Below are 26,674 nucleotides of genomic sequence, written 5' to 3' on the forward strand. Positions count from 1 at the left end.
TCCTGTCTCACCCCCTGTCGAACTCGGTCGCTTATCCGTTCGATTCCGACGCTAGACCATGCCCCTGACACGGGGGTGAACTCCGGGGTCAACCGACGGTAAATATCCAGTTCAGGGGGTATTTATTTAATGAAAATGGGCACCATTTCCATTTATCAGGAAACGGTGCCCATGAGAATGGGACTGACTACCTAGAGGGTTTCAACAACCTCTTCAAAGCCTAGGCGCGGCAGGCGGTCGAACCAGGCGCCCTCCTCGGCAGGCTTGCCCATGTTGATGGCGACGAGCACGCGGTGGCGGCCGTCCGGGAAGAACTCCTTAGAGAGGGCCGCAGCGTCCATACCGGTCATCGGGCCGGCTGCAAGACCGGCAGCGCGGATACCGATGATGGCGTAGCCGATCTGCAGGCCGGCGTTGAGCTCGGCGGTGCTGACACGGTTGGTCTCGTCATCGGCGAAGATGTCGCGGGCACCCTCGAAGTGCGGGAACACCTTCGGCAGCTCATCGTGGAAGTCGATGTCTGCGGCCAGCAGAGCGACGGCCGGGGCCTGCTCGGCCTTCTGTCGGTTGCCCTCGGCCAGGTGCGGCAGCAGGCGGGCCTTGGCCTCCTCGGAGCGCACGACGACAACTCGCAGCGGCTGGATGTTCATCGAGGTCGGTGCCCACTTGACGAGGTCGAAGATCGCGTTGATCTGTTCATCGGTGACCGGCTCGTCAGTGAAGGCGTTGGCGGTGCGGGCCTCCCGGAACAGGATGTTCTGGGCTTCCTCGTTGATGACGAGAGGGCTCTTGTTGTCGGTATCAGTCATACACAGTAGAACTCCCTGGCCAGCCACTTCATTCCTGAAATTAGGGTGACCCTGATCACGAGCTGTAGCTCAGGCGTTCCCGCTCAGTGGCGATGAGGATCTCAGCAAGCTGCTCCGCGGTGGCATCGGCGGCGTCGTGGACTTGGGTGGGGCGTCCCACCGGCAGGTCAAGGACGTCGGCCACGGTGGCCACACCGATGGCCTCCGGCTCCGTGAAGCGTAGCCGTTTGGTCTGGTCACGTAGAGCGGGTTCGGAGTGCGGGTTGTGCGGCAGCGCCCGGGCGCGGGCCAGGACCCTGGACTGCTGGCCAGCGTTGTGGCGGGTGAAGTACAGGCGAGGGTGCCCTACGACCAGCCTGAAACCCGCGCAGGCCGCTGTGAGGGGGTGGTCAGGTGACCCGTGGGGACCAGGCTGCAGGCGCACTCCCCTGGCCTGCGTCTGCCGAGCGGAGCGGCCACCCAGCGGCGGAGCTGTTCCCGGGAACCAGGCAGGTGCCCGAGTTCGACGTGGGATTAGAGGTCGGTCGGCCACGCCGCCCGCCCGGGTGAACTCGGCCATGGGGGCCAGTGTCTCGCTAGGCTGGGTGGGGTGAATGAGCAGAACTCCCCCAACCGGGCGATTCCTTTCCTGGCGGCATTCAATGACATCGAGGATTTCCTCCGGGATCTGTTGAACGCGAAGAAGTCGGATAATTTCCGCTGGATGGTTGATCTGGCGGCGCGCAAGCATCTGCTCTCGGATGAGCATGCGGATGATCTCAAGGAGTTCGCGGAGCTGCGCAACGCGATCAGCCACGGGCTGTACACGGAGGACATGCGGCCGATTGCGGAACCGCTGCCGGAGACGGTCGCGGAGATTGAGCGGATCCGGGACCTGCTGCGTAACCCTCCCACGGCGCTTGGCGTGCTGGGGCACCATGATGTGCACACCTTCTCTCCCGGGGATGACATCCGGGAGGCGTTGCGGATCATCCGCCGGACGCGGATCTCCCAGTTCCCCATCTACGAGGGTGGCCGGTTTGTGGCGTTGTTGACCACGAACACGATTGCGCGGTGGGTGGCGGCGGACCTGGACGACAATGATCATCTCGATGCCCGTTCTGTCGCGGAGGTCCTCGACTGGGCGGAGGAGAATGACCGGGCTGTGTTCCTGGCCAAGGATGCGCTGGCGCAGGAGGCGATCGATGTGTTGACGACGCCGCGGAAGGACGGTTCGCTGCCACGGGCGGTGGTCCTCACGGAGGAGGGGCGCAAGGATCAGCGCCCCATCCGGGTGATCGGCGGATCGGACCTCGCGGAGCTTCTCGACGCCGTGGACAACTGACCCGCTTGACCCGATGTTGACGTGTCACATATGCTGGGTTCAGCAACTTCCAGTCAGGAGATAACACACCATGCAGTTCGGCATCTTCACCATCGGCGACGTCACCACGGACCCGACCAACGGCACCACCCCCACCGAGGGTGAGCGCATCCACGCCATGACGCAGATGGCGCTCAAGGCCGAGGAGGTGGGCCTGGACGTCTTCGCCACCGGCGAGCACCACAACCCCCCTTTCGTCCCCTCCTCCCCGACCACGCACCTGGCCTACATCGCCGCGAAGACCGAGAAGCTGCAGCTGTCCACCGCCACGACGCTGATCACCACCAATGATCCACTCAAGATCGCCGAGGACTACGCCTTCCTCCAGCACCTCTCCGGCGGCCGCGTCGACCTGATGATGGGTCGCGGCAACACCGGTCCGGTCTACCCCTGGTTCGGCAAGGACATCCGCCAGGGCATCCCTCTGGCCATCGAGAACTACCACCTCCTGCGCCGCCTGTGGCGCGAGCCGGTGGTCAACTGGCAGGGCCAGTTCCGCACCCCCCTGCAGGGATACACCTCCACCCCGGCCCCGCTCGACGACGTCCCGCCGTTTGTCTGGCACGGCTCCATCCGCTCCGTGCAGATCGCCGAGCAGGCCGCCTTCTACGGTGACGGTTTCTTCCACAACAACATCTTCTGGAACAAGGAGCACACCGCGAAGATGGTGGACATCTACCGCCGCCGCTTCGAGTCCTACGGACACGGGCAGGCCGACCAGGCCATCGTCGGCCTCGGCGGGCAGGTCTTCATCGGCGAGACCGAGCAGGCCGCGAAGGATTTCTTCCGCCCCTACTTCGACAATGCCCCGGTCTACGGCCACGGCCCCTCCCTGGAGGAGTTCACGGACATGACCCCGCTGACGGTGGGTACCGTCGAGCAGGTCATCGAGCGCACCATGGAGTTCGCCGACTGGGTCGGTGACTACCAGCGCCAGCTCTTCCTCATGGACCACGCCGGCCTGCCCCTGGAGGTCGTCCTCGAGCAGATCGAGATCCTGGGCACCCAGGTCGTGCCCGAGGTCCGCCGCCGCATGGAGGCACGTCGCCCGGAGCACGTGCCCTCCAACCCGCCGACCCACGCCACCCTCAAGGACAACCCGGAGGCCCCGCACTTCCAGGTCCGCCCGGGTGAGGAGAAGTAGATGCGCACCCTGACCGTCATCACGGCCGGACTGTCCAACCCGTCGAGCACCCGGCAGGTCGCCGACCAGATCGCCGCCGCCGCGAACGCCGCCGTCACCGCCCGCGGTGAGTCACTGACCATCGAGGTCATCGAACTGCGCGAGCTGGTCAACGACCTCGGCCGCGCCCTGACCACCGGCATGTCCTCGGAGCTTCTCGACGAGGCGAAGGAGCAGGTCTCCGGCTCCGACGGGCTCATCGTGGTCACCCCGGTGTTCAAGGCCAGCTACTCAGGCCTGTTCAAGACCTTCTTCGACGTCCTCGACCAGGACGCGCTCAACGGCATGCCCACCATCATCGCCGCCACCGCCGGGACGGCGCGCCACTCCCTGGTCCTGGATCATGCGCTGCGCCCCCTGCTGAGCTTCATGCGTGCCTTCGTGGTACCCACCGGTGTCTTCGCCGCTACCGACGACTTCGGTTCCGAGGAAGGTGCGGCCCTGGCGGACCGCATCGCCCGCGCCGCAGGTGAGCTGGCCGACCAGATGGTGGCCTCGGCCAGTGTCGGTGGTCTCGGCGGGGTGACCTCCGCCGGCCAGGGCAGCCGCCGCCGCACGGGGGTGGACCCGGTGGAGAATCTCGTCCCCTTCACTGACCTGCTGCGCGGCCACGACGGAGACTGACCATGATGCATCTCGACGCCGAGTTCCTCTCCCCGACCACATTCATCGACTCCGATGACCGCGACATCATCGCGCTCGCCGCGGCGTTGGACGGGGACAACCCGGCGGAGACGGTGCGCAACATCTTCGTCTACGTCCGCGACCACATCACGCACCCCGCCGACACCGGGGGCACGCACCTGGCCGCCTCCGCCTCGGACACACTGCACTCCCGGGAAGGTGTCTGCTACGCCCAGGCCCATCTGCTCGTCGCCCTCTACCGGGCTGCCGGCATCCCGGCGGCCCTGCGCTATCAGCGGCTGGAGGACGGGGTGCTGCACGGCGTGGCCACGGTGTGGGCGCCGGATATCTCCGAGGTCGGGGGTTTCTTGCTCGCCGACCCCCGCTACCGCGAGAATGACCCCCGCCACAGCGGCGACTTCTGGCGCACCCGCGCCCTGCAGGCCCCCTTCGAACGCAATCTGCCCACCATCCACACGGATGTGGCGCCTGGGGTGGCCGCCGCGATGCGGAAAGCGACCGACGCGCAGGAGTTCCTGCGCTCCGGTCTGCCGCGTGGCTGATCAGTCGCGGAAGGCCTCGTCCAGCACCTCGACGCGGCCGCGCTGCGCGGCCAGGTAGGTGCCGACCTCTGCTTGTCGACGCTCCTCCGCCCAGCCCAGCAGTGGGGCGATGAGCGTGGCGACCTGCTCGACGACCGGGGCGTCGACAAGCCCGAGGGTACCCACCGTCAGGCGGCGGTCCAGCACATCTGCCAGGGTGCGGGCGGATTCCTCGGTGACGGCGTAGACGGCCTGGGCGGCGATGTCAGCCGAACCGCCCAGCCGGGCCGTGAGAGTGCGGTCCCCGGCGACGAGCGCGAGGACCTTCTCGTGGGCAGTGCCGTAGAGGCGCGCCAGATGCACGCGGGTGTCGCGCGGCAGGCCGGCCTCCGGGACCCTGGCCGCAGCCGCACTGAAAGCGGCGGCGACGGTGTCGTAGTCACCGAAGGAGGTCGACAGGTCGAGATGACGGGAATCGAAGACACGGGTCGGCGGCAGATGCTGCGCACTGGCCTCGATGACCGTGTCCATGACCTTCTCCCCCATCTTGCGGCCCGTCGTCCACTTGCCGCCGGACACGGTGAACAGGCCGGGCAGGCCGTTGGGGCCGTGATCGCGGATGTCGAAACGCCGGGAGGAGGTGTAGGTGTTGTTGCCGTCGTCGATGAGCGGACGCACACCGACGATGGTGTCCTGCACGTCCGCACGCACCAGCGGACGGACCGAGACGGAATCAAGGGTCTCGCGCAGCAGGTTGATGTCCGCCACCGTCGTCTCCATCGACTCAGCCGGGGTATCCGTCGGCCCGACCAGGGTGCGGCCCTCCCAGGGGTTGACCACGATGTGGCGGCCGTTGCGGCCCCGGACATAGACCGCATCCCGGTTGCCCAGGTCCCGGGTGAACAGGTGCACACCCTTGGCCTGCTTGACCCGCACGCCGGCGTCCTCGGCGAGATCACCCAGCACTTCGGCAACCCAGGGGCCGGCGGCGTTGACGGTGACCGTCGCCTCGATCTTCTCGGTCGTCCCGGTGATACCGTCGCGCACCTGTATGCCGCGGATCCGCTCGCCCGGGCGACCCAGCAGACCGGTGACCTCGGCGTGGTTGACGGCCGTGCCGCCGTCGGCGACGAAGGTGTTGAGGATGGCCAGCAGGAGCCGCTCCGGGTGGATGTTGAGGGTGTCGTCATGCCGCCACGCCCCCACCAGTCCCTCCGGGTCAAGCCAGGGGACCTGATTCAGCAGCTTCTTCTTCCCGATCCACCGGAAACGGGGCGAGCGGACATCCTTGGGCATGCCGATGTTGCGCCCCAGCGCCATCGCCTCGTAGAGGGCCACACCGGCACCGAGGACCGGGGCCGGCGGGCTGGACCAGTCGTAGGCGGTGAGCAGGAAACTACGCGGCTGCACCAGGTGCGGGGCCGCCAGACCCAGGTAGTGGCGCTCCGAGACGGATTCCGCCACCACCCCGAAGTCGTACTGCTCCAGGTAGCGCAGGCCACCGTGGATCGCCTTCGTGGTGGCGGCGGAGGTGCCGGAGCCGTAGTCCTCGCGCTCCACCAGGATGGTGCGCAGACCGCGGCCGGCCGCATGGCGGGCAACCTGGACGCCGGTGATGCCGCCCCCGATGACGGCGACATCATATTTCCTGCGCAGCGGGGCACCGAGAACCCGCTCGTCGAAAACACTCACCCCCAGACCACCTGGTCGAAGGACGAGATCTCCGGGTGCTCCCCCACACCGCGGTCGTAGTGCTGGTCGCCTTCGCGGCGCACACCGACCGTGGCCCAGCCGTCCTCGCGGGCTCCGTCGAGCTCTTCGACGAGGTCGGAGAAGAAGAGCAGTTTGTCGGCCGGCACGCCGATGGCCTCGCGAATGGTCGCGTAGGAGGAGGCCAGCTTCTTCGGGCCGGCGTTCTCGGTGTCGAAGTGCCCGGTGAACATCGGCAGCAGGTCGCCCTCCGGGGAGTTGCCGAACCAGGCGGTCTGGGCGTTGACCGAACCGGAGGAGAAGATCTTCAGGTCGATGCCCTCCTCATGCCAGCGGCGGATCGCGGGGATGGAGTCGTCGAAGAAATGCGAGGTCAGGTCCCCACGGTTGAATCCGTCGGCCCAGATCAGTCCCTGCAGGGTCTTCAGCGGGGTGCGCTTCTCATCGTTGTCCAGCCACTCCTCGAGCTGGTCGACGAGCGTGTCCACGTTCACGTGCGCCCCCATCTCACCTTCCTGCATGATCTGGGCACTTGCGCGGGCGACGTCCGGATGGTCGCTGTGCTCACGCAGCCAGCTGCCGAAACGCTCACGGGAATAGGGGTAGAGGGTGTCGTGGACGAACCAGGTCGAGGAGGTGGTGCCCTCGATATCCAGGACGATTACGTCGGGGCGGGGCAGGATGACGGTGGGGAGATTATTCACGGGCGTGTCTACTTTCCGCCGCGGCTGGCGGCCAGGTCATCGTGGGTGGGGAAGGACGCGGAGATGGGGTCGCCGGTGAAGTCACCGACCCAGCCCTCCCCGTCGTGGAAGAAGCGGATGGCACAGAACTGCGGGTCAGAGGTGCCCATGTCGAACCAGTGGGTCGCACCCTCCGGGACGGACACCAGGTCACCGCGTTCGCAGAAGATCGCGGAGACGGTGTCACCGATGTGGAGGTAGAAGGTGCCGGTGCCCTCGACGAAGAAGCGGACCTCGTCGTCGTCGTGGGTGTGCTCGTCGAGGAATTTCTCCCGGGCACCGCGGGCGATCTCGGCGAAGTCCGGCTGGCCGGTGTTCTTCAGGCGGGCGACGTCGACGGTGGTGAAGTTCTCCTCCGCACTGATGCGGGCGACTTCCTCGGCGTAGGCGGCCAGCACGACCTCCTGGCCGGCGTCGTCGGGCAGCTCACGGGTGGGCCACTGGTCGTAGCGGACATCGAGTTCCGCGAGACGGGCGCGGATGGCCACCGGATCCTCACTGCGGAAGGTCTCGGTGGACGGGTCGTCGGTGTTCCACGTGACGAGCAGGGTCATGGTTTCTCTCCTAGTTGTCGTTGAGTTCGCGCAGGGATCGCACGGCGGCGAAGACCTCCTGCATGGGACGTGCCAGCAGGTCACGGCGGATGGCGGCGGCCTTACGGTAGATCCCGTGGATGGCCGGGTCCGGCTGGTGGGACACTCCCCCGGCGTTCCACTCCGCCAGCTGTGCGGCCAGGCCCGGGGAGGTGCCCAGACCCTGATTGACCAGGGCGGCGTTGGCGAGCACGGGGCCGTCGACACGGTGGGGGCGCCGCCACGGGATGCCGGTGACGTCAGCCTTGATCTGGTTCCAGACGCCACTGGCCGCACCACCGCCGGTGACCAGCACCTCGCGCAGTTCCACCCCGGCGCGCTGGGCGACACCGAGGGTGGCGGCGTATTCGTAGGCGACGGCCTCGAGCGCCGAGCGCCACAGGCGGGCGGTGTCGGTGCCGGAGTCCATGCCCAGCCAGGAGCCGGAGGCGTCGGGGCTGTCCGGATTGCCGCCGGCCAGGTACGGCAGGAAGAGCACGCCGTCGGAACCGGGGGCGACGCCGGCGGCGAGTTCGTCGAATTCGCGGTAGACGGAGTCGTCGCCGTCGAGACGCGCGATCTGGTCGCGGAACCAGCGCAGGGACAGTCCGCCGGCGCGGATGTAACCCCAGTAGAAGGACTGACCCGGGATGGTGCCCAGGCTGTAGAGCATGCCCGGCATGGCGGTGACCTCCGGGACGATGCCGTCGACGCCGACGGTGAGGATGCTGGTGGTGCCGGCGGAGTCGGTGGACTGGCCGACCTCGACCATGCCGGAGGCAAGGTTCGACTGCATGACGTCACCGGCGCCAGCGATGACCGGCGTGCCCGCGGGCAGGCCCGTGCTCTGCGACGCCCCGCGGGTCACCGTGCCCACGACGGCATCGGAGGGCACGATGCGCGGGAGGATGTCCATGGGCAGGCCGAAGGCGGCGAACTGCCCGGGTGAGAAGGTGCGGGTGTTCTCGTCCCAGCCGACCATCCAGCCGGAGGCGTGGGTCGGGTCGGTGAACATCTCCTCCTGGCGCAGGCCAGCCAGGCGGGCGGCGACGTAGGGGGCGACGGAGACCGAGCGGGCCACCCGGGCCCAGATGTCGGGCTGGTTGTCACGGATCCACTGCAGCTGGAAGGGCGCGGCGTAGGCGTCGAGGGTGGAGGTGCCGGACTCGGTGAGCCACAGCGGCTCCAGTTCCTCGGTTGCCCGGATGGCATGCCCCTGGGCGCGGGTGTCCAGGCTGGTGATCAGCGAGTGGAGGATGGTGCCCTCGGCGTCGAGAAGCACCTGGCCGACGAGGATGCCGGACAGCGCGATACCCGCGACGTCCGAGCGGCTGATGCCGGCGGCCACGGCCTCGTCGAGGGCCGTGGCGATAGCGGTGAAGGCTGCATCGACGAGGTGCTCAGGGTCCATCTCCGCCAGGCCGGGCCCGCGGTAGTTGATGGTGTGGGGGATGTAGGCGCGCCCCACCTGAACTCCGTCGGTGGTGTACACCCCGGCCTTGGTGCCCTGGGTGCCCACGTCGACTCCGATGGTGACGGCCATTCCGCACTCCTGAAATCACTCGGTCTATCGAGGATAGACCGGCTGGTCCATCCGCGTGGGGAGTACCTTAACAAAGCGACCTTACGGCCTGATAATCAGGAGAGCCGGGCGACGACGCCGGCCAGCGGCACGTCCTCCTGGGTGTGGGCGGCCAGATCCTTGACCGCCACGGTGCCGGCGGCCAGCTCGTTGTCACCGAGGACGAGAGCGTAACGCGCGTTGGCCCGGTCCGCGCCCTTCATCGCGCCCTTGAGGCCACGGTCGCCGTAGGCCATGTCCGCGGACACACCCGCGGCGCGCAGGTCGTTGATGAGCACGGCCATGGCCTTCTTGGCCGCAGCACCCAGGGCGACACCGTAGACATCGACGCGGCGGCCGACGTCCTCGAGCGTGATGCCCTCGGCCTCCAGGGCGAGGACAGTGCGGTCGACGCCGAGGCCGTAGCCGATGCCGGAGAGGTCCTGGCCACCGAGCTGGGCCATGAGCCCGTCGTAGCGGCCGCCGCCGCCGATGCCGGACTGCGCACCCAGACCGTCGTGGACGAACTCGAAGCAGGTCTTGGTGTAGTAGTCCAGTCCGCGGACCATGCGGGGGTTGATCACATAGGGCACGGACATGTCGTCGAGCAGGCCGGTGACCGTCTCGAAGTGCTCGCGCGCCGGGGTGGACAGGTGGTCGAGCATGAGGGGCGCGTCGGCGGTCATCTCCTGGACCTCCGGGCGCTTGTCGTCGAGCACGCGCAGCGGATTGATCTCCGCGCGGTTGCGGGTCTCCTCGTCCAGCGGCAGTTTGAAGAGGAACTCCTGCAGCTTCTCCCGGTAGGCGGGGCGGCAGGTGTCATCGCCCAGGCTCGTCAGCTCAAGGCGGAAACCGCTCAGGCCGAGGGTCCGGAAGGAGCGGTCGGCCAGGGCGACGATCTCCGCGTCGAGTGCCGGATCATCGACGCCGATGGCCTCCACGCCGACCTGCTGGAGCTGGCGGTAGCGGCCGGCCTGGGGGCGTTCATAACGGAAGAAGGGGCCGGCGTAGTTGAGCTTGACCGGCAGCTGACCGCGGTCGAGGTTGTGCTCGATGACCGCACGCATGACACCGGCGGTGCCTTCGGGGCGCAGGGTGACGGAGCGGTCACCGCGGTCGGCGAAGGTGTACATCTCCTTGCTCACCACGTCGGTGGACTCCCCCACGCCGCGGGCGAAGAGGGTGGTGTCCTCGAAGATGGGCAGCTCGATGTGCTGGAAACCGGCCAGGTGGGCCTGATGGATGAAGGTGTCACGGACCTTCAGGAACACCGGGGAGACCGGTGGGACGTAGTCCGGGACACCCTTGGGTGCGGACAGGGCGGCAAACTTGGCTGGTTTCTTCTCACTCACGGGTACCAACAGTACTCACATACCCAGCTGGAGCAGGAACGGGTTGCTGGCGCGTTCCGCCCGCATGGAGGTGGTGGCGCCGTGACCGGGGAACAGCTGCAGTGCATCATCGAGGTCCCAGACCGGACCGCGCAGGGTGGCGTCCATGAGGGCGGGGTCGGAACCCGCGAAGTCCGTGCGCCCGATGGAGCCCTGGAAGAGCACGTCCCCGGTGAAGCAGAACTGCTCGTGGACCAGCAGGCAGCTGCCCGGGGAATGTCCCGGGGCGTGTCTGACCTGGAACGTCACACCGGCGAGCACCAGCTCCTGCCCGTCGGCCAGGTCGCGGCGGTCGGTGACGGGGGTGATGTTCGCGGCGTCGAAAAGCACCTGGGACTGCCGGGACACGCCGTCCTTCCCGGCGAGCATGAAGGCGTCGTCCGGGTGGATGTGGACGGGCACGTTGTACTGACGTGCCAGGGTGCCGGCGTCGCGGGTGTGGTCGATGTGGCCGTGGGTGAGCACGACGGCGACCAGTTCGGAACCGGTCTCCTCGAGTGTCTGCTCGACCTGTCTGTGCGCGTGCATGCCGGGATCCACGACAAAGGCCTCCCCCTCGTGGGAGAGGACGTAGGTGTTCGTGTTGTAGGGGCCGGCGGCGAATCCGTGGAGCTGCATGCCGGGCAGTCTAGCGCCCGGCCGGCTGGTACTCGTGCACGGTGTAGCTGACCTGGGCACTCCCGGCCTCATCGGCCAGCTGGACATAAGGCAGATGGCAGTCATCGGCGAGCATCCAGCCGGTGGCGTGGCTCCCGGTGCGGACGGGGGTGCCGAGGGCGTCCGCGAGCTGCGCGGTGAGCAGCTCCCCTTCCGCCGCGGTGAAGGTGATCAGGTGGGCGCCGTCGCCGCAGCCGGGCTGGCCGGCGGGGAACCAGTTGCCCCCGGGCCCCAGGATCAGCTGCGCCGGGCTGTCCTGCCAGACGGTGAGCTCGCCCTCCCAGCTGCGGATGTGCTCGAACCCGCCCCAGGTGTCGGAGGCCGCCGGGACTTCGGTGCCGTTGATGCTGTTCATCGTGACCTGTTCCAGGGGTTCCTGCGCAGGTTCCGGAGTCGGAGCGACCACAGCCGTCTCCGCTGCCACGACAGCACCGGCATCATCCCGAGCACCGAGGCTCACCGCGGCGACCAGGCCGGCGATGGCTATCGCGATGATGGTCAGCAGCGCGATAAGGGTGGTCCCCTCCGAGCGGGTCATGAACTCTCCTGGTGGTGCGGCGCAACGGTGAACCAGTTCATCATGGCAGAGAGACAGGGGGCAGCGAAAAGCCCCGGACATCAGTCCGGGGCTGGAGGAGGGGGTGCTACTGCAGCGCGTTGACGGCGGCGTCGTAATCCGGCTCGGTGGTGATCTCGTCGACGAGCTGGGTGTAGACGACCTTGCCGTTCTCATCCGCCACGACGACGGCGCGGGCCAGCAGGCCCTGGAGCGGGGAGCCCTGGAGGGTCAGGCCGAAGTCCTCACCGAAGGTGGAACGGAAGGCGGAACCTGCGGTCAGGTTCTCGATGCCCTCGGTGGAGCAGAAACGGCCGTGGGCGAAAGGCAGGTCCTTGGACACGCCGAGGACAACGGTGTTGTCCAGGGAGGTCGCACGCTTGTTGAACTCACGTACGGAGGCCGCGCACACGCCGGTGTCCAGCGACGGGAAGATGTTGATCACGACGCGCTTGCCCGCGAAGTCGGCCGGGGTGATCTCCGCGAGATCAGTGCCGACGAGGGTGAAGTCCGGGAGCTGGTCGCCGACAGCGGGCAGCTCGCCTGCGGTGGTGGTGGGGTCATTCTGGAAAGTTACGTTTGCCATGCCACCACACTAGAGATGATCACCACACCGTGCCACGCGCACACACCGGGCACTACACTGACTGTCCGACATGACCACCGACCACAGGAAGAGCCCGCTGTGACCGACAACAGGAAACGTGGCGAGGAATCCCTCGCCAAGCTTGACCGCGAAATCAAGTCCCGCGACCGCGCCGAGAAGTCCCGCCCCGCGAAGGTCGGTGCGGCCGCAGCCGCGGCCATCCTGGTGATCGTCGGTGGCATCTGGTTCCTCACCACCCGCGACTCCGACGAGGAGATCACCGCCTCCGAGGAGACCACCACCAGCGCCGAGGCCCCGAGCATGGAACCGCTGTCCATGACCCGTGCCATGGCCCTCCCGGAGACCGTCACCTGCGAATACAACGAGACCGGTGAGGCCTCCCGCGAAATCTCCACCCCTGCCACCCAGGACATCCCCACCACCGGCACCGTCAACATCACCCTGAACACCAACCAGGGTTCGGTCGGCATGGAGCTCGACCGCACCGTCGCACCCTGCACCGTCAACGCCGTCGAACACTTCGCCAACGAGGGCTTCTACGACGACACCGTCTGCCACCGCCTGACCACCTCCGGCATCTTCGTCCTGCAGTGCGGTGACCCCTCCGGCACCGGCGCCGGCGGACCGGGCTTCCAGTTCGCCAACGAGTACCCCACCGACGAGCTTGACGAGCCCGCCACCTCCCCGGTGATCTACCCCCGCGGCTCCATCGCCATGGCCAACGCCGGCCCGGACACCAACGGCTCACAGTTCTTCCTCAACTACGCGGACTCCCCGCTGGCCCCGGACTACACCTACTTCGGCCAGATCTCTGAGGAGGGCCTGAGCACGCTCGATGAGATCGCTGAGACCGGTGTGGAGGGCGGTGCCGCCGACGGTGCCCCTGCCGAAGAGGTCCGCATCGAGACCGCTTCGGTCGGATAAGGACAGGCTGGGCGGTGTTCTTTCTGTTATAAAACGGTTGCACGGTTGATGCGGACGTTATATGGTGTCTGCAGTTCATCGCCCCACCCTCCTGGAAGAACAGGTATTCTCATGAAGCTCTCCCGTAAGGCCCTGGCTGCTGTCGCCACCACCTTCGCCCTGACCACCGCCGGCATCTCTGCCCCGGCCATGGCGGCTCCGACTCCGACCATCACCATCCTCGCTGAGGAGGCCGGTGACGATAAGGGTGACGAGAAGAACGAGGACACCTCCTCCGGTTCCTCCACCAGCGATAACAAGGACAAGGACGGCGAGGACGTCGACGGCGGTTCCAGCGACCCCAAGGACATCCGTGACTGGGTCGCCGTCTTCACCGCAGTGGTCGGCGCCCTGTCCACCGCCTTCGTCTTCATCCAGAAGCTCAACGGTTAAGCTCCACCTGTTCAGGCTGTTCACCGAGCCGCTCTCCCGCCCACGGGAAGACGGCCCGCGCTGATTCCGGCGGGGCACGCAGAGAAGAACCGGGCACCTTTCTTGAGAGAGGTGCCCGGTTCTTCCGCGTCCGGGGGTGGTGTGGCTGCAGTGAATCAGGCGGTCACGCGGTAGACGTCAAAGACACCCTCAGTATTGCGCAGCGTGGTGAGCAGCTGCCCCAGCTGCTTGGTGTCGGAGACCGAGAAGGTCATCCGGATCGTGGCGATGTGGTCATCGGAGGAGTGCGAGTTCAACGACATCACCGACAGCTTCTGCTCGCTGAACACACGGGTGATCTCAAAGAGCAGCCCCTGCCGGTCCAGCGCCTCCACCTGGAGCGTCGCGGCGAAGGCCCCGCCGGTGACCCCGTCCTGGGCCCACGCGACGTGGATGAGCCGCTCCGGCTCCTGACGCAGCTTCCCGGCGTTGGTGCAGTCGGTGCGGTGTACCGACACTCCCCCGCCGCGGGTGACGAAGCCGAAGATCTCATCACCCGGCACCGGCTGACAGCACTTGGCCATCTTCGCCATGACGTCGGGACTGCCCTCGACAAGCACCCCGGTCCCGGCCTCCGAATCTGAGGCGCGTGCCTTGGAGTTGATGATCTCGGAGAAGGGGGTGCGCGCGGCCAGGGCGTCGACGGCGTCGTCCTGGTCGCCGAAGATCGCCATGAGCTGGTTGGCCACGTGCTGGGCGGAGACGCTGCCCGCACCAATCGCGGTGTAGAGGGCATCGACGTCCGGGTAGTGCAGCTGCGTGGCCACCGTCTTCATCGACTGGGCGGTGAAGAGCCGGTGCATGGGCAGGCCGCCCCGCTGGACCTCCGCAGCGAGCGCGTCGCGGCCGGCCTCGAGGTGCTCCTCGCGGCGTTCCTTGGCGAACCACTGGCGGATCTTCGCCTTGGCCCGCGGGGAGACGACGAAGTCCTGCCAGTCCCGCGAGGGGCCGGCGTTCTGATCCTTGGAGGTGAAGACCTCCACCCGGTCACCGGACTTCAGGGAGGATTCCAGGGCGACGAGCTTGCCGTTGACCTTCGCCCCGATGCAGCGGTGGCCGACCTCCGTGTGCACGGCGTAGGCGAAGTCCACCGGGGTGGACTCAGCCGGCAGGTTGACCACGTCCCCCTTGGGGGTGAACACGAAGATCTGCTTGGCGGTGAGGTCGTAGCGCAGGGAGTCGAGGAACTCATTGGGGTCCGCGGCCTCTTTCTGCCAGTCCAGCAGCTGGCGCATCCACGCCATCTGGTCGACTTCCTCGCGGTCGCCCTTGTGGGAGCCCTTCGTCTCCTTGTAGCGCCAGTGCGCGGCCACACCGAACTCGGCGTTGAAGTGCATCTCGTGGGTGCGTACCTGCACCTCCAGCGGTCGGCCCTGCAGCGCCATCACGGTGGTGTGCAGCGACTGGTAGACGCCGAAGCGCGGGGACGAGATGTAGTCCTTGAACCGGCCCGGCAGCGCCGAATAGAGGGAGTGGACGACGCCGATGGCGGCGTAGCAGTTGTTGACGTTGTCGACCAGGATGCGGATGCCCACGAGGTCGAAGATCTCGTCGAAATCCCGGCCGCGGACGATCATCTTCTGATAGATCGACCAGTAGTGCTTCGGCCGGCCCATCACCTCGGCCTCGATGTGGTTCTCCCGCAGCGCGGAGGTGACCTGCTCGCTGATCTCCTTCAGCGCCCGGTCACGCGACGGTGCCCGGTCAGCGACGAGGCGGACGATCTCGTCGTATTTCTTCGGGTAGAGGATGGCGAAGGAGAGGTCCTCCAGCTCCCATTTGACGCTGGCCATGCCGAGGCGGTGGGCCAGCGGGGCGATGACCTCCAGGGTCTGCCGCGCCTTCTTGGCCTGTTTCTCCGGCGGCAGGAAACGCATCGTGCGCATGTTGTGCAGGCGGTCGGCGACCTTGATCACCAGGACGCGGGGGTCCTGGGCCATGGCGACGATCATCTTGCGGATCGTCTCCGCCTCTGCGGCGGCACCGAGGGCCACCTTGTCCAGCTTGGTCACCCCGTCGACGAGGCGGGCGACCTCGGCCCCGAAGTCCTCGGTGAGATCCTCGAGGGAGTAGTCGGTGTCCTCCACCGTGTCGTGCAGCAACGCCGCGACGAGGGTGGTGGTGTCCATGCCGATCTCCGCGGCAATGGTGGCCACGGCCAGGGGGTGGGTGATGTAGGGGTCGCCGGATTTCCGGAAGACCCCCTCGTGGAGCCGCTCGGCGGTCTCATAGGCGCGGGAGAGTACCTCGGCGTCGGCACGCGGGTGGATCTGCCGGTGGATGGACAGCAGCGGGTCGAGCACCGGGTTCGTCTTCGCGCGGGCACCGGTCAGGCTCCGGGCCAGACGGGCGGACATGCTCCGCACGCCGACATTGGAGCGGGGACGGGAACGGTCGGTCATTCGTTGATCACCACCAGCGGGAGGTCTGAGAGCCGGTCCCGGCCGCCGAGTTGCGGCACCTCCAGGACGACGACGTTGCCGACGACCTGACCGCCGGCATGTTCAATGAGCCTGCGGGCGGCGACCAGGGTGCCGCCGGTGGCGAGCACGTCGTCGACAAGCACGACCTTCACTCCATGCACATCCTGCCCGTCAGCGGGGATCTCCAGCGCGGCGGCACCGTACTCCAGGGAGTACTCCTCCGTGACCACCGGGGGCGGCAGCTTGCCCTTCTTGCGGATCGCCAGGATCCCCAGGCCGAGGTTGTAGGCCACCGCCGAACCGAGGAGGAAACCGCGGGCATCCAGTCCGCCGATCATCTCCGCACCGAGGCGGCGGCAGGCATCGGAGAGCTCGTCGACGACGACCTGGAACGCATCCGCATCGGCCAGCACCGGCGTGAGATCCTCGAAGAGGACGCCCTCCTCCGGCCAGTCCCGCACGTAGCGGATCTTGTCGGCGAGCGCCTCCCTGGCGCTGCCGTACCTGGTGATGCGCTTCTGCGTCTCGTTAAGCACCGTTGTCCTCGCTTAGCCATCGGTCCATGTTCCAGCCGATCCCGGCCAGTCCCGTGTACACCACCACGTTACCCACTGTGCGGTCGATCACGAACCAACGGGGCTGGGCCGACAGGGGAATGGCCGGCACCTCCTCCCACAGCCGATTCTCCGCCTCCCGGAGGTATCCGACATCCACCGCCCGGGCCGAGGCCGCACCGTACTCCGCCAGCGGATCCACCGCCATGAGCACGGCATCAAGACCACCCTCACGCACCACCGTCCCACCCCACCGGCCGGTGGTCGTCCGCGACAGATCCGCCAGGGTGGACGACTCCGCGGAAACATCCACCACCGTGATGCCGGCCTCCCCGCAGGACTGGGCAAGCGCCTCAACCATCGCCGCCTTCCGCTCGTCGGGACCCAGGTAACCGATACGCACCGTGGCGCCAGCCAGAGCCCGGGCTCGCCCGATGTCAGCCGGCAGCTGCGGGTCCCCCACCTCCGCGAGCTGGGGCGCCATCGGGTCATTATGCGGCAGGGTGTGCAGCACCACCGGCGGGACCTCCACCCCGCTGATGCGCGAGGACACCGCAGCCACCGCCTGCTGGTCCACACAACCCGCGAAGGCACGCCTGGCCTCCGGGGTGGCGAAGAGCCCTGCGTCGGCGAGCACGAGAGTGTCGGTGAGGCTGCCCACCCGGCTCTCCACATCCAGGGTATTGGTCGGCTCATCCCGGTTGACCCAGGTGGGATTGGTGCTGCGGATGTCCGCGACCCGCACGGCATCCGTATCGACCAGGTGATGCGCGTCGGTCCCCCGCGGCCACACCACAATGGTTTCCAGGTGCGGGGCGTCACCGTAGTAGTGCTCATTGGGCACGAGCACGACCTCACCGTCCTCCCCCACCCGGTCGATGACGAAGGGGCCGGACGTGACCTGCAGCTCCGGGTCGAAGGTGGCGAGGTCGAAACCGCCGCGCCAGACGGGCGCGACCTCCGCGAGGGTCTCCAGATCATCGGCCTGCAGAGCGGCGTGGAGTTCCTCCGTGCTCAGGCCGACCCGCGCCGCAATCGCATGCGCCGGCAGCGTCGAACCCGGCCCGAAGAGCTGGCGCCACCGTCCCCCGCCGTCCTCGTCGAAGACGACCGTGAAACGCTTCTGCCCCGGTTCACACTCCAACCGCAGGACGGAACGGGTCTGCGGCAGGTGGGAGCCGAAGAGCCCCTCATGCACCCCGGCCTTGTAGCTGAGCAGGAAATCCGTGCAGGTGACGGGCACTCCGTCCGAGTATTTCGCCCCATCGGCGATGGTGTAGATGACCTGCCGGTTCGCGCCGGGCAGCACCTGGGTGCTCATCAGGTCGGTGTTGGGGATCATCTGGCCGGCCGGCCCCGGCACGAAGACCGCCGGGTAGAGCCGGCCCGACAACGCCTCAGTGTTGGAGGAGGCCCCCACCTCACTCCCGGCGTTCGTGGTCAGCAGAGCGGTGTCCACGAGATAGCCGAAATGGTCCGTGGAGGCCAGCTCCGCGGCTCTGTCCCCGCCTCCCCCACCGGAGCCCGGGGAGCAGGCCACCAGCATCACCGAGGTGAGTGCGGCGACTGTCGCCGCCCTGGCGCGGCGCCCGCCCCTGAACCGTTGTCCCGCCACGTCAAACCTACTTTCCGGCCCCCACATCCACCACCGGATGTGATGCGACCAGTATAGGGGGCGGACAGTTCAGGAGAGAATCACCGGCGGTCGGGGCGCCAGCTGGCGCCGGTGGCAGGTGCCTCCGCCGGGCCCGTGACGGTGCGCGGGGTCTCCGCGGGGGTGGCGGCGGCGTCGACAGGCTCTTCCCCGTTGTCCCCGCCGGCGCGGTAGGCGGCGACCTCCGCGTTGTGCTTCTTCGTGTCCTTGCGGCGGTTGACCAGGGTGACCAGCAGCGGGGTGGCCAGGAACAGCGAGGAGAAGATGCCCTCGATGACGCCGATGAGCTGGATCAGCGCCAGGTCCTTGAGGGTGCCCACGCCCATCAGCCACACGGCGACGATCATGAGCGCGATGATCGGCAGCGCAGCGATCACCGATGTGGAGATGGAACGCATGACCGTCTGGTTGACCGCCAGGTTCGCCTCCTCCGCGTAGGTGGCGCGCCTGGAACCGAGATATCCCTCGGTGTTCTCGCGGACCTTGTCGAAGACGATGACGGTGTCGTAGATGGAGAAGGACAGCACCGTCAGCAGGCCGATCACCGAGGCCGGGGAGACCTCCAGGCCGAAGAGTGCGTAGATGCCGGCGATGAGGACACCGTCGACGACGATCGAGAGCATCGCCGCGGCGGCCATCTCCCGCTCCAGCCGGAAGGCGATGTAGAGGAAGACCAGGGCGAGGAAGACGCCCAGGGCGATGAGCATGCGCTGGGTGATCGTCGAGCCCCAGGACTCGGAGACCGTGGAGTCACCGATCGCATCCGGCGAGGGGGTGCCCGAGGAGTCCAGCGGCTGGAACTCCTCGTAGATGGCCTCACGGGCGGAGTCGACCTGCGCGGTGGTCAGACGCTCCGAGTTGATCTCCAGGGTGCGGGAATCACCGGCACCGACGATCTGGGTGATTTCCGGGGTGACGCCGGTGGCCTCGATGAAGGTCTCCTCGACCTCCTCGACGACCAGCTCAGCGGCCGGCATGTTCAGCTTGGTGCCGCCCTCGAAATCGATGCTGAGGTCGAAACCACGGATGCCGATGGCCGCAATGGAGATCACCATCAGGGCCGCGGTGATCCAGTACCACAGGCGGGAACGGCCGATGAAGTCGACGCCGCCCTCACCGGTGTACAGGCGTTGGAACACACTGTTCGAGCTCATCTACTTCTCCTCCGTGCTTGCGGTGGTTGCTTCTCGACGCTCCGCTGCCCCGGCCGCCGCGGCCTGGGCGATGCGTCGTTCCTCTGCCCGGTTGGCCTCCGCCAACTCGAAGACCTTGCCCATGCCGTTGACGGACGGCTTGGCGAAGAACGGCTTCCGCGCTGTCAGCAGCATCAGCGGGGCGGTGACCAGGAAGGTGACCAGCAGGTCGAAGACGGTGGTCAGGCCCAGGGTGAACGCGAAGCCCTTGACCTCACCCACGGCGAGGAAGTAGATCACCACCGCACCGATGAGGGTGACCATGTTGCCGGTGACGATGGTGCGCTTCGCCCGGTCCCAACCGTGCTGGGCCGCCGAGCGGAAGGTCCGGCCCTCACGTACCTCATCCTTGACGCGCTCGTAGAAGACGACGAAGGAGTCCGCGGTGGTGCCGATACCGATGATCAGACCCGCCACGCCCGACAGGTCCAGCGAGTAACCGATCCAGCGGCCCAGCAGGATCAGCGAGCCGTAGACCAGCACGCCGGCGGCGCCCAGGGTGATCAGGGAGATGAAGCCGAAGAGGCGGTAGTAGGCGAACACGAAGATCGCCACCAGGATGATGCCCACGGCACCCGCGATGAGGCCCGCCTGTAGCGAGGCGACACCGAGGGAGGCGGGGACGGACTGGGCGGTGCCGCCCGGCTCGCCGTCCTCGCCGGCGAAGGACAGCGGCAGTGCACCGTAGCGCAGGTTGTTGGCCAGGTCCTGAGCCTCCTGCTGGGTGAAGTCACCCGTGATGGAGGTCGCCGAGCCGAAGGGGGTCGCCGACTGGATCACCGGTGCGGAGATGACCTGCGAGTCCAGGGTGATGGCGATCTGGCGCTGCAGGTAATCGGTGGTCAGGTTCGTCCAGGTCTGGGAACCGGAGTTCTCACCGTCCGTCTTGAAGGCGAAGCTGATCTCCATCTGGCTGGTCTGCGGGTTGAGACCACCGGTGATCGCCCGGTCGGTGTCGATCTCGTTGCCGGTCAGGCGGGGTCCGTCCTCCTCGGTGACACCCGCCAGCAGCGGCGCCGCATCCAGGAGGTAGACCTGACCGGTGCCCGGTTCGCAGGCCACCAGCGGCAGGGCCGGGTCATCCGTCCCTGAGAGCGGGTCCACCGCGTCAGGCTCGCAGCGCATGAGGGAGCTGGCCGCCGCCTGAACCGTCGGGTCCGTGGACTGACGGTCCACGAGCAGCATCTCGGTGACCTGCTGGCGGCGTTCAGTCGCTTCCAGCGAGTTCGCCGGCTCCGGCAGCGGCTGCGCCGTGAGCTCCGGGGCCTCGACCGGCTCCGTGCCCTCCGGCAGGTTGGTGTTGATCGCGTTGATGACCGTGGTCACCGCGCCTTCAGCCTGCTCCGGGGTGATCACCCCGAACTCGACCCAGCGGTCCGCCATGGCGCCGAGCTCGCCGGGCAGGGCGGCGACGTCGGGGCCGGCGGGCACGGCCACGGGGCGGAACAGCAGCTGGGAGGTCTGGCCGACGGCGCGGGCCTGCGAGGTGTCCTCGCCCGGCACCGTGATGACCAGGGTGTTGCCGTCAGTGACCACACTGGCGCCGCTGACGCCCATGCCGTTGACACGGTTCTCCAGGATGACGCGGGCCTGGGCCAGCTGATCCGCGGTGGGCTCCTCACCCTGCGGGACCAGTGTGACGCGGGTGCCGCCCTGGAGGTCAATACCGAGTTTGGGGGTGCCCTGACGGTCGCCGGTGAAGAACACCAGGGCGTAGACCACCGCGAGAATCAGGACGAATAACGCCAGTGCACGCTTCGGCCAGGCCCGCTGGGACCCTGACCGTTCGCGTCGGGATGTGACGGACAATGAGGTGACTCCTCTGGATAAAAAAGCGCCACCGGTAACCCGGTGACGACTGCCGTCCGTGTCCCGTTCGGGAAGCTTCGCGACGGCCAACGGTCTGAATGACGCACTTCTCCGCCCCTGTTCCGGCGGAGACTGCACAAACGACCATGCTACGGCATGGTTTGCCCTGATTCAGCACAGGGCGTGTGAGTTCGGCCATGCCCGGACCATGGGTCTACCGGTTCTCCGGGCGGCCCTCATCATTGTCCGGGAAGTTCTCCGGGTGCTCGGCCGGGTACTCCGGGTGCTGGTAGCCCTGGGTCCCGGTCGTACCGGTGGAGGCATCGTAGGTGGACTGGTAACCGGAGGCGCCGAGAGCACCGGGGGCTGCGGAGGGCTCGGCCTGGCGCAGCACGGCGATGCGGTCCATCACCACGACCATGCCCGGGGCCAGCTCGATGTCCAGCTCAGTGTCGCGGACACCCACGATGGTGCCGTGGATACCGGAGACGGTGACCACGCGGTCGCCCATCTTGAGGGCGGCCTGCATGCCCTGCACCTCAGCCTGGCGCTTGCGCTGGGAGCGCATCATGAATACGGAGGGCAGGATGAATACCGCCAGAATGAGGAGAAGGAGAAGAATGTCCATGGTGGGCCAGTCTGCCAGATTGCGGCGCCGGCCCACCAGCGGGCGGGCTCACAGCTGCCCGAGAGCACCTTCCGGTGGTTCCAGACCGAGGTGGCGCCAGGCGGCGGCGGTGGCCACCCGGCCCCGGCCGGTGCGGGCCACCAGTCCGGCACGGACCAGATAGGGCTCGCAGACCTCCTCGACGGTGGCGGGCTCCTCACCCACCGCGACAGCCAGGGTGTTCACCCCTACGGGTCCGCCGCCGTGGCCGCGCACGAGGGCGGAGAGCACGGCGCGGTCGAGCCGGTCGAGGCCGAGTTCGTCGACGTCGAAGACCTGCAGGGCACCCTGTGCGGCGGCGAGGTCGATGTGGCCGTCGGCGTTGACCTCCGCGAAATCCCGGACCCGGCGCAGCAGCCGGTTGGCGATACGCGGTGTCCCCCGCGAACGGGAGGCGATCTCCACACCGGCATCCGGGTCCATGGTCACGTCGAGGATCCGGGCGGCGCGGGTGACCACGCGGGTGAGGTCCTCGACGTCATAGAACTCCATCTGGGCGGTGAAACCGAAACGGTCGCGCAACGGCCCGGTGAGCATGCCGGAGCGGGTGGTCGCCCCCACCAGGGTGAACGGGGGAAGTTCCAGCGGGATGGAGGTGGCTCCGGGGCCCTTGCCCACGATGACGTCGATCCGGAAGTCCTCCATGGCCATGTAGAGCATCTCCTCCGCGGGGCGGGCGATGCGGTGGATCTCGTCGATGAACAGGACGTCTCCCTCCGTGAGGTTGGAGAGCATGGCCGCCAGATCCCCTGCCCGTTCCAGCGCCGGACCGGAGGTCATGCGCAGGTTGGTGTTGAGCTCCTGCGCGATGATCATCGCCATCGTTGTCTTGCCCAACCCGGGCGGGCCCGAGAGCAGGACGTGGTCCGGGGTCACACCGCGGTTCTTCGCGCCGGTGAGCACGAGCGAGAGCTGGTCGCGGACCTTGGGCTGGCCGATGAACTCGTCCAGGCTGCGGGGGCGCAGCGTGGTCTCGGTGTCCTGCTCGCCGGCCAGCACCTGCGTGTCGACGTCGCGCTCCTCCGGCAGCGCGAATTCCGTGCGTTCCATGTCACCCATGACTCACCTACTTCCGGCCGAGCTGGGTCAGGGCCGCGCGGAGGGCGGCGGCGGTGTCCAGGGCGGGGTTCTCCGCCAGCACGCCCTCCACGACCGGTTGGGCGACCCGGTCGGTGAAACCCAGTCCCAGGAGGGCCTCGGTCACCTGCTCGACGACGGCCTCAGCGGCGGTGGGCAGCTGGGGCGCGGGGGCATTCTCGTCCTCCGGCGCCGCGAAAGCGGCGACCTTGTCCTTGAGTTCGAGGATGAGTCTCTCGGCCATCCGTTTGCCCACGCCGGGGATGCGCTGCAGGGCCTTGGCATCCTCCCCGGCGATGGCCTGGGACAGCTCCCCGGCGTTGAAGACGGACAGGCAGGCCACCGCCAGGCGCGGCCCCAGGCCGGTGACCGTCTGCAGGAGGTGGAACATGCCGCGGTCCTCATCAGAGCTGAAACCGTGGAGGATGTGGGCGTCCTCCCGCACGATGAGGCTGGTCAGGATCAGTGTTTCCTCGCCGCGCCGTAGTGTGGCCAGGGTGGCGGGGGTGGCCTCGACGCGGTAGCCCACGCCGGCACACTCGATGACGGCATGGTCCAGTCCGATGCCGATGACTGTGCCACGCAGGGAGGCGATCATGATGTGGCTCCTTCGGAGTTGAGCAGGGCGGCGGTACGGGCCAGCAGCGGAGCACGCCAGCAGTGGCACACCGCCAGCGCCAGGGCATCGGCGGCGTCCGCCGGTTTCGGCGGTTCGGTCAGTCCCAGGATCCGGGTGATCATGGTGGTCATCTGTTTCTTGTCGGCCCGCCCGTTGCCGGAGATGGCCTTCTTGACCTCGGAGGGGGTGTACATGTGCACCGGGATCCCCCGTTCCGCGGCCGCCAGGACAAGCACCCCGGAGGCGTGGGCGGTGTGGATGACCGTGGACACGTTGCCGCGCTCGAAGACCCGCTCGACAGCGACGACATCGGGACGGTAATCGTCCATCCACTGGTTGACCCCGGCGGACAGGCGTTTGAGCCGTTCAGGCAGCTCCGCGGTCGCCGGGGTGCGGACGATACCGACGGCGACCGGCAGCACCGACCGCCCCCGGCCGGCCTGTACCACGGAGAGTCCACACCGGGTCAGTCCCGGGTCAATGCCCATCACGCGCAGTCCTGCAAGACTCAAACCGCCGCCCGTACCTTTCTGTGTGACTCCACCCCCAACTTATAGCACACATGTCCGAAAAGTGGCCTCAGGCGTCCAGCGCGGCGATGACCTCGTCGGACAGGTCCATGTTGGTGTACACGTCCTGCACGTCATCGGCGTCCTCGAGGGCGTCGATGAGCTTGATCATCTTCTTCGCGCCCTCGAGGTCCAGCGGGACCTCGACGGAGGCGCGGAAGTCCTGGTCGGAGTCGTCGACCTCGATGCCGGCCTCCTCCAGCGCGGCCTTGACAGCCGGGATGTCGGTGGGGGCACAGACGATCTCGAACTTCTCGCCCAGGTCGTTGACCTCCTCCGCTCCGGCGTCCAGCACGGCCATGAGGACGTCATCCTCGGTGAGCTCGCCCTTGTCCACCAGGACGATGCCGGTGCGGGTGAACAGGTAGGCGACGGAACCGGATTCGCCCAGGTTGCCGCCGTTCTTGGTCATGGCGGTGCGCACCTCGGTGGCGGCGCGGTTGCGGTTGTCCGTCAGGCACTCGATGAGGACAGCCACACCGTTGGGGCCGTAACCCTCATAGGTGATGTTCTCCCAGTTCGCGCCGCCGCCCTCTTCACCGGCACCGCGCTTGCGGGCACGCTCGATGTTGTCGTTGGGAACGGAGGCCTTCTTGGCCTTGCGGATCATGTCGTCCAGCGTCGGGTTGCCGGCCGGGTCACCGCCGCCGATGCGCGCAGCGACCTCGATCGCCTTGATCGCCTTCGCCCATTCCTTGCTGCGCTTCGCGTCGTTCGCAGCCTTCTTGTGCTTCGTGGTCGCCCACTTTGAGTGGCCTGCCATCAGATCCCTTTCTCTCTGCCCCGTCTGATTCCCGTTGCACTCTCAACCCCGACGGGCGAGGGAGCGGGCAGTACGGAATCGGCGGGGACGTCGGCTGACTTGACCTGCCTGATTATACGCAGGTCACCAAATTGCCCGGTTATTTCGACGCGGTCCTCCGTGTCGGGATCACCTCACCGCCCTCCCGCAGGGTGCGGGTGAGGCCTTCCTGGGTGACCACGGCGACCAGATTTCCCGCCCGGTCGAAGATACGCCCGTGGGTCAGGGCACGCCCCCCGTGGGCGGACGGCGAGACCTGGTCGTAGAGCAGCCACTCGTCAGCGCGGAAGGGGCGCAGGAACCACATTGCGTGGTCCAGGCTCGCCATCTGTGCCCTGTGGTCCGGGTGCGGCACCATCGCGGAGTGCAGCAGCGTCATGTCCGACATGTAGGCCAGGGTGCAGATGTGGAAGGTCTCGTCGTCAGGGAGTGGGCGTCGGGACCGGAACCACACCACCTGCTGGCCCGGGGAGTATTTATCGCGCTCGTAGTCCGTGGAGGGCACGACGTGGATGTCCCAGTCGCCCCATTCCTCCAGCAGCGCGCGGGAGGAGACCGGCAGGGTGGAACCGTCCTGGGTCAATTCCTCGGGGCCCGGCACGTCCCGCATGATGGCGGAGTGCTCCGGGCCTGCGTCGTCCCGCCGGTGGAAGCTGGCCTGCATGGAGAAGATGGTCTCCCCGTCCTGGACGGCCCGGACCTGCCGGGAGGCGAAGCTGCCGCCGTCACGGATCCGGTCGACCAGGAAGATGGTGGGGTCGGCCGACTTGCCGGGGGCCACGAAATAACCGTGCAGGGAGTGGACCGTCAGGTCGCGCTCGATGGTCTCCGTGGCTGCGACCAGTGCCTGTGCCGCCACCTGCCCGCCGAAGGTGCGCGGCAGCTTCGAGTCCGCCGCGGGGCCGCGGAAGATGTCGCGGTCGATCCGCTCCAGTCCGAGAATGTGCTCGATCTGACTCATGGTGTCCTTTCCCAGCCGGTTACTGCCCCTGGAACTCTACCGAAACGGCCGACTGTCCCGTTTTCCCACCCACCGGTAGCATCAGCCCACATGAGCACGATCTCCCCGACCGAGACCACCACCCGCCTGATCCCCAAGACATTCCACCGTTTCGCCGCCCTCACGGAGATGGTGACCTGGTCGTTGCTGATCATCGGCATGGCCCTGAAGTACTCCGGCACCACCGACGCCGTCATGCCCTTCGCGGGCGGCATCCACGGCTTCGGTTTCCTCACCTTCGCGGCCATCACCACCCTGCTGTGGATCAACAACCGCTGGTCCTTGGGCCAGGGCATCGTCGGGCTGGGCGTGTCGATCATCCCGTTCGCGGCCTGGCCCTTCACCATGTGGGCGGACCGGAAGGGCCTGCTGGATGGTGGCTGGCGTTTCGCCGACACCACCGAGGAACCCCGCAACCTTCCGGAGAGGATCCTGGCACAGTTCGTGCGCCGTCCGGCACGCTCCATCATCATCCTGCTGATCGTCATCGCCGTTGTCTTCACGGCGTTGCTGCTCATCGGGCAGCCCTATGATCCGGATGCGATCGCGGACCGCGTCAACTGATCAGGGAGAAAATAATCCACGTTCCGGTAC

28 protein-coding genes are annotated in these 26,674 nt (G+C 67.5%); 7 read left to right on the forward strand and 21 right to left on the reverse strand.

The window, feature by feature from the left end; genetic code table 11:
• Window positions 1–191 precede the first annotated feature (191 nt).
• The gene (locus NYP18_RS05235) at window positions 192–809 is read right to left on the reverse strand and encodes a malonic semialdehyde reductase (RefSeq protein WP_259427135.1); all 618 of its coding nucleotides are present in this window, start codon (window positions 807–809) and stop codon (window positions 192–194) included.
• A gap of 55 nt (window positions 810–864) precedes the next feature.
• The gene (locus tag NYP18_RS05240; RefSeq protein WP_259427136.1) at window positions 865–1,368 is read right to left on the reverse strand and encodes a hypothetical protein; all 504 of its coding nucleotides are present in this window, start codon (window positions 1,366–1,368) and stop codon (window positions 865–867) included.
• A 30-nt stretch (window positions 1,369–1,398) separates the two neighbouring features.
• Between NYP18_RS05240 and NYP18_RS05245 the strand changes: the two genes are divergently transcribed.
• The 4 genes from NYP18_RS05245 (at window position 1,399) to NYP18_RS05260 (ending at window position 4,542) form a co-directional block, all read left to right on the forward strand.
• On the forward strand, window positions 1,399–2,133 hold the full coding sequence (locus NYP18_RS05245) for a CBS domain-containing protein (RefSeq protein WP_259427137.1): 735 nt from the start codon (window positions 1,399–1,401) through the stop codon (window positions 2,131–2,133).
• 70 nt (window positions 2,134–2,203) lie between these two features.
• Window positions 2,204–3,316, forward strand: a complete 1,113-nt coding sequence (locus NYP18_RS05250) for an LLM class flavin-dependent oxidoreductase (protein ID WP_259427138.1) — start codon at window positions 2,204–2,206, stop codon at window positions 3,314–3,316.
• Window positions 3,317–3,979 (forward strand): FMN reductase, encoded by a 663-nt coding sequence (locus tag NYP18_RS05255; protein WP_259427139.1) that lies wholly within the window; start codon window positions 3,317–3,319, stop codon window positions 3,977–3,979.
• Between the two features lie 2 nt (window positions 3,980–3,981).
• Window positions 3,982–4,542 carry a transglutaminase-like domain-containing protein gene (locus tag NYP18_RS05260; protein ID WP_259427140.1) on the forward strand — a complete coding sequence of 187 codons (561 nt, stop codon included), beginning with the start codon at window positions 3,982–3,984 and terminating at the stop codon, window positions 4,540–4,542.
• On the opposite strand, the gene NYP18_RS05265 is transcribed toward NYP18_RS05260, so the two are convergent.
• The 8 genes from NYP18_RS05265 to tpx form a co-directional block, all read right to left on the reverse strand.
• Complete coding sequence (locus NYP18_RS05265; RefSeq protein ID WP_259427141.1) at window positions 4,543–6,213, reverse strand: glycerol-3-phosphate dehydrogenase/oxidase; 1,671 nt, start codon at window positions 6,211–6,213, stop codon at window positions 4,543–4,545. It abuts the gene before it with no gap.
• Window positions 6,210–6,935: an acireductone synthase gene (mtnC, locus tag NYP18_RS05270; RefSeq protein WP_126121575.1), complete on the reverse strand. Its 726-nt coding sequence runs from the start codon at window positions 6,933–6,935 to the stop codon at window positions 6,210–6,212. Before mtnC ends, NYP18_RS05265 begins: the two co-directional genes overlap by 4 nt.
• 8 nt (window positions 6,936–6,943) lie before the next feature.
• Complete coding sequence (locus tag NYP18_RS05275; protein WP_259427142.1) at window positions 6,944–7,528, reverse strand: 1,2-dihydroxy-3-keto-5-methylthiopentene dioxygenase; 585 nt, start codon at window positions 7,526–7,528, stop codon at window positions 6,944–6,946.
• A gap of 10 nt (window positions 7,529–7,538) precedes the next feature.
• Complete coding sequence (locus NYP18_RS05280) at window positions 7,539–9,089, reverse strand: xylulokinase (protein WP_259427143.1); 1,551 nt, start codon at window positions 9,087–9,089, stop codon at window positions 7,539–7,541.
• A 95-nt stretch (window positions 9,090–9,184) separates the two neighbouring features.
• Window positions 9,185–10,459, reverse strand: a complete 1,275-nt coding sequence (hisS, locus tag NYP18_RS05285; RefSeq protein WP_259427144.1) for a histidine--tRNA ligase — start codon at window positions 10,457–10,459, stop codon at window positions 9,185–9,187.
• Window positions 10,460–10,474: 15 nt separating this feature from the next.
• Entirely contained in the window at window positions 10,475–11,116 is a 642-nt protein-coding gene (locus NYP18_RS05290; protein WP_259427145.1) for an MBL fold metallo-hydrolase, read from the reverse strand.
• A gap of 10 nt (window positions 11,117–11,126) precedes the next feature.
• Window positions 11,127–11,693, reverse strand: a complete 567-nt coding sequence (locus NYP18_RS05295; protein WP_259427146.1) for a hypothetical protein — start codon at window positions 11,691–11,693, stop codon at window positions 11,127–11,129.
• A gap of 106 nt (window positions 11,694–11,799) precedes the next feature.
• Window positions 11,800–12,297: a thiol peroxidase gene (gene tpx / locus NYP18_RS05300; protein WP_259427147.1), complete on the reverse strand. Its 498-nt coding sequence runs from the start codon at window positions 12,295–12,297 to the stop codon at window positions 11,800–11,802.
• A gap of 99 nt (window positions 12,298–12,396) precedes the next feature.
• On the opposite strand from tpx, the gene NYP18_RS05305 reads away from it, so the two are divergent.
• Both NYP18_RS05305 and NYP18_RS05310 read left to right on the forward strand, forming a co-directional pair.
• Window positions 12,397–13,242, forward strand: a complete 846-nt coding sequence (locus NYP18_RS05305) for a peptidylprolyl isomerase (RefSeq protein WP_259427148.1) — start codon at window positions 12,397–12,399, stop codon at window positions 13,240–13,242.
• A gap of 111 nt (window positions 13,243–13,353) precedes the next feature.
• Entirely contained in the window at window positions 13,354–13,674 is a 321-nt protein-coding gene (locus NYP18_RS05310) for a hypothetical protein (RefSeq protein ID WP_259427149.1), read from the forward strand.
• A gap of 155 nt (window positions 13,675–13,829) precedes the next feature.
• Here NYP18_RS05310 and NYP18_RS05315 read toward each other — a convergent pair whose 3' ends face one another.
• The 11 genes from NYP18_RS05315 to NYP18_RS05365 form a co-directional block, all read right to left on the reverse strand.
• Entirely contained in the window at window positions 13,830–16,115 is a 2,286-nt protein-coding gene (locus NYP18_RS05315) for a RelA/SpoT family protein (protein WP_304503637.1), read from the reverse strand.
• Window positions 16,112–16,672 carry an adenine phosphoribosyltransferase gene (locus tag NYP18_RS05320; RefSeq protein WP_259427150.1) on the reverse strand — a complete coding sequence of 187 codons (561 nt, stop codon included), beginning with the start codon at window positions 16,670–16,672 and terminating at the stop codon, window positions 16,112–16,114. The genes NYP18_RS05315 and NYP18_RS05320 overlap by 4 nt, the downstream gene beginning before the upstream one ends.
• Complete coding sequence (locus NYP18_RS05325; RefSeq protein WP_304503650.1) at window positions 16,665–18,236, reverse strand: ABC transporter substrate-binding protein; 1,572 nt, start codon at window positions 18,234–18,236, stop codon at window positions 16,665–16,667. The genes NYP18_RS05320 and NYP18_RS05325 overlap by 8 nt, the downstream gene beginning before the upstream one ends.
• Window positions 18,237–18,385: 149 nt before the next feature.
• Window positions 18,386–19,498 carry a protein translocase subunit SecF gene (secF, locus tag NYP18_RS05330; RefSeq protein WP_259427152.1) on the reverse strand — a complete coding sequence of 371 codons (1,113 nt, stop codon included), beginning with the start codon at window positions 19,496–19,498 and terminating at the stop codon, window positions 18,386–18,388.
• Complete coding sequence (gene secD, locus NYP18_RS05335) at window positions 19,499–21,346, reverse strand: protein translocase subunit SecD (RefSeq protein ID WP_259427153.1); 1,848 nt, start codon at window positions 21,344–21,346, stop codon at window positions 19,499–19,501. It abuts the gene before it with no gap.
• A gap of 214 nt (window positions 21,347–21,560) precedes the next feature.
• Complete coding sequence (gene yajC / locus NYP18_RS05340) at window positions 21,561–21,974, reverse strand: preprotein translocase subunit YajC (RefSeq protein ID WP_259427154.1); 414 nt, start codon at window positions 21,972–21,974, stop codon at window positions 21,561–21,563.
• A gap of 48 nt (window positions 21,975–22,022) precedes the next feature.
• Entirely contained in the window at window positions 22,023–23,072 is a 1,050-nt protein-coding gene (ruvB, locus tag NYP18_RS05345) for a Holliday junction branch migration DNA helicase RuvB (protein WP_126121589.1), read from the reverse strand.
• Between the two features lie 7 nt (window positions 23,073–23,079).
• Window positions 23,080–23,688 carry a Holliday junction branch migration protein RuvA gene (gene ruvA / locus NYP18_RS05350; protein WP_126121590.1) on the reverse strand — a complete coding sequence of 203 codons (609 nt, stop codon included), beginning with the start codon at window positions 23,686–23,688 and terminating at the stop codon, window positions 23,080–23,082.
• Window positions 23,685–24,221, reverse strand: coding sequence for a crossover junction endodeoxyribonuclease RuvC (ruvC, locus tag NYP18_RS05355; protein WP_259427155.1), 537 nt, complete (start codon window positions 24,219–24,221; stop codon window positions 23,685–23,687). The genes ruvA and ruvC overlap by 4 nt, the downstream gene beginning before the upstream one ends.
• Window positions 24,222–24,288: 67 nt before the next feature.
• Complete coding sequence (locus tag NYP18_RS05360; RefSeq protein WP_259427156.1) at window positions 24,289–25,041, reverse strand: YebC/PmpR family DNA-binding transcriptional regulator; 753 nt, start codon at window positions 25,039–25,041, stop codon at window positions 24,289–24,291.
• Between the two features lie 139 nt (window positions 25,042–25,180).
• Window positions 25,181–26,041 (reverse strand): acyl-CoA thioesterase, encoded by an 861-nt coding sequence (locus tag NYP18_RS05365; protein WP_259427157.1) that lies wholly within the window; start codon window positions 26,039–26,041, stop codon window positions 25,181–25,183.
• A 90-nt stretch (window positions 26,042–26,131) separates the two neighbouring features.
• Between NYP18_RS05365 and NYP18_RS05370 the strand changes: the two genes are divergently transcribed.
• Window positions 26,132–26,644 carry a DUF3817 domain-containing protein gene (locus tag NYP18_RS05370; RefSeq protein WP_439648053.1) on the forward strand — a complete coding sequence of 171 codons (513 nt, stop codon included), beginning with the start codon at window positions 26,132–26,134 and terminating at the stop codon, window positions 26,642–26,644.
• The last annotated feature ends 30 nt before the right edge of the window (window positions 26,645–26,674 follow it).

Source organism: Corynebacterium lemuris (genome assembly GCF_024919295.1).
Classification (GTDB): Bacteria; Actinomycetota; Actinomycetes; order Mycobacteriales; family Mycobacteriaceae; genus Corynebacterium; species Corynebacterium lemuris.

What these genes read in the sequence shown, in the direction of transcription:
- ruvB (WP_126121589.1), bottom strand. Translation starts at nt 23,072, where the DNA reads ATGGGTGACATGGAACGCACGGAATTCGCGCTGCCGGAGGAGCGCGAC.
- NYP18_RS05310 (WP_259427149.1), top strand. Translation starts at nt 13,354, where the DNA reads ATGAAGCTCTCCCGTAAGGCCCTGGCTGCTGTCGCCACCACCTTCGCC.
- NYP18_RS05250 (WP_259427138.1), top strand. Translation starts at nt 2,204, where the DNA reads ATGCAGTTCGGCATCTTCACCATCGGCGACGTCACCACGGACCCGACC.
- NYP18_RS05290 (WP_259427145.1), bottom strand. Translation starts at nt 11,116, where the DNA reads ATGCAGCTCCACGGATTCGCCGCCGGCCCCTACAACACGAACACCTAC.
- NYP18_RS05240 (WP_259427136.1), bottom strand. Translation starts at nt 1,368, where the DNA reads ATGGCCGAGTTCACCCGGGCGGGCGGCGTGGCCGACCGACCTCTAATC.
- NYP18_RS05260 (WP_259427140.1), top strand. Translation starts at nt 3,982, where the DNA reads ATGATGCATCTCGACGCCGAGTTCCTCTCCCCGACCACATTCATCGAC.
- NYP18_RS05235 (WP_259427135.1), bottom strand. Translation starts at nt 809, where the DNA reads ATGACTGATACCGACAACAAGAGCCCTCTCGTCATCAACGAGGAAGCC.
- NYP18_RS05315 (WP_304503637.1), bottom strand. Translation starts at nt 16,115, where the DNA reads ATGACCGACCGTTCCCGTCCCCGCTCCAATGTCGGCGTGCGGAGCATG.
- NYP18_RS05280 (WP_259427143.1), bottom strand. Translation starts at nt 9,089, where the DNA reads ATGGCCGTCACCATCGGAGTCGACGTGGGCACCCAGGGCACCAAGGCC.
- NYP18_RS05295 (WP_259427146.1), bottom strand. Translation starts at nt 11,693, where the DNA reads ATGACCCGCTCGGAGGGGACCACCCTTATCGCGCTGCTGACCATCATC.
- tpx (WP_259427147.1), bottom strand. Translation starts at nt 12,297, where the DNA reads ATGGCAAACGTAACTTTCCAGAATGACCCCACCACCACCGCAGGCGAG.
- NYP18_RS05370 (WP_439648053.1), top strand. Translation starts at nt 26,132, where the DNA reads ATGAGCACGATCTCCCCGACCGAGACCACCACCCGCCTGATCCCCAAG.
- secF (WP_259427152.1), bottom strand. Translation starts at nt 19,498, where the DNA reads ATGAGCTCGAACAGTGTGTTCCAACGCCTGTACACCGGTGAGGGCGGC.
- yajC (WP_259427154.1), bottom strand. Translation starts at nt 21,974, where the DNA reads ATGGACATTCTTCTCCTTCTCCTCATTCTGGCGGTATTCATCCTGCCC.
- NYP18_RS05325 (WP_304503650.1), bottom strand. Translation starts at nt 18,236, where the DNA reads ATGCTGGTGGCCTGCTCCCCGGGCTCCGGTGGGGGAGGCGGGGACAGA.
- NYP18_RS05255 (WP_259427139.1), top strand. Translation starts at nt 3,317, where the DNA reads ATGCGCACCCTGACCGTCATCACGGCCGGACTGTCCAACCCGTCGAGC.
- NYP18_RS05365 (WP_259427157.1), bottom strand. Translation starts at nt 26,041, where the DNA reads ATGAGTCAGATCGAGCACATTCTCGGACTGGAGCGGATCGACCGCGAC.
- NYP18_RS05360 (WP_259427156.1), bottom strand. Translation starts at nt 25,041, where the DNA reads ATGGCAGGCCACTCAAAGTGGGCGACCACGAAGCACAAGAAGGCTGCG.
- ruvA (WP_126121590.1), bottom strand. Translation starts at nt 23,688, where the DNA reads ATGATCGCCTCCCTGCGTGGCACAGTCATCGGCATCGGACTGGACCAT.
- NYP18_RS05275 (WP_259427142.1), bottom strand. Translation starts at nt 7,528, where the DNA reads ATGACCCTGCTCGTCACGTGGAACACCGACGACCCGTCCACCGAGACC.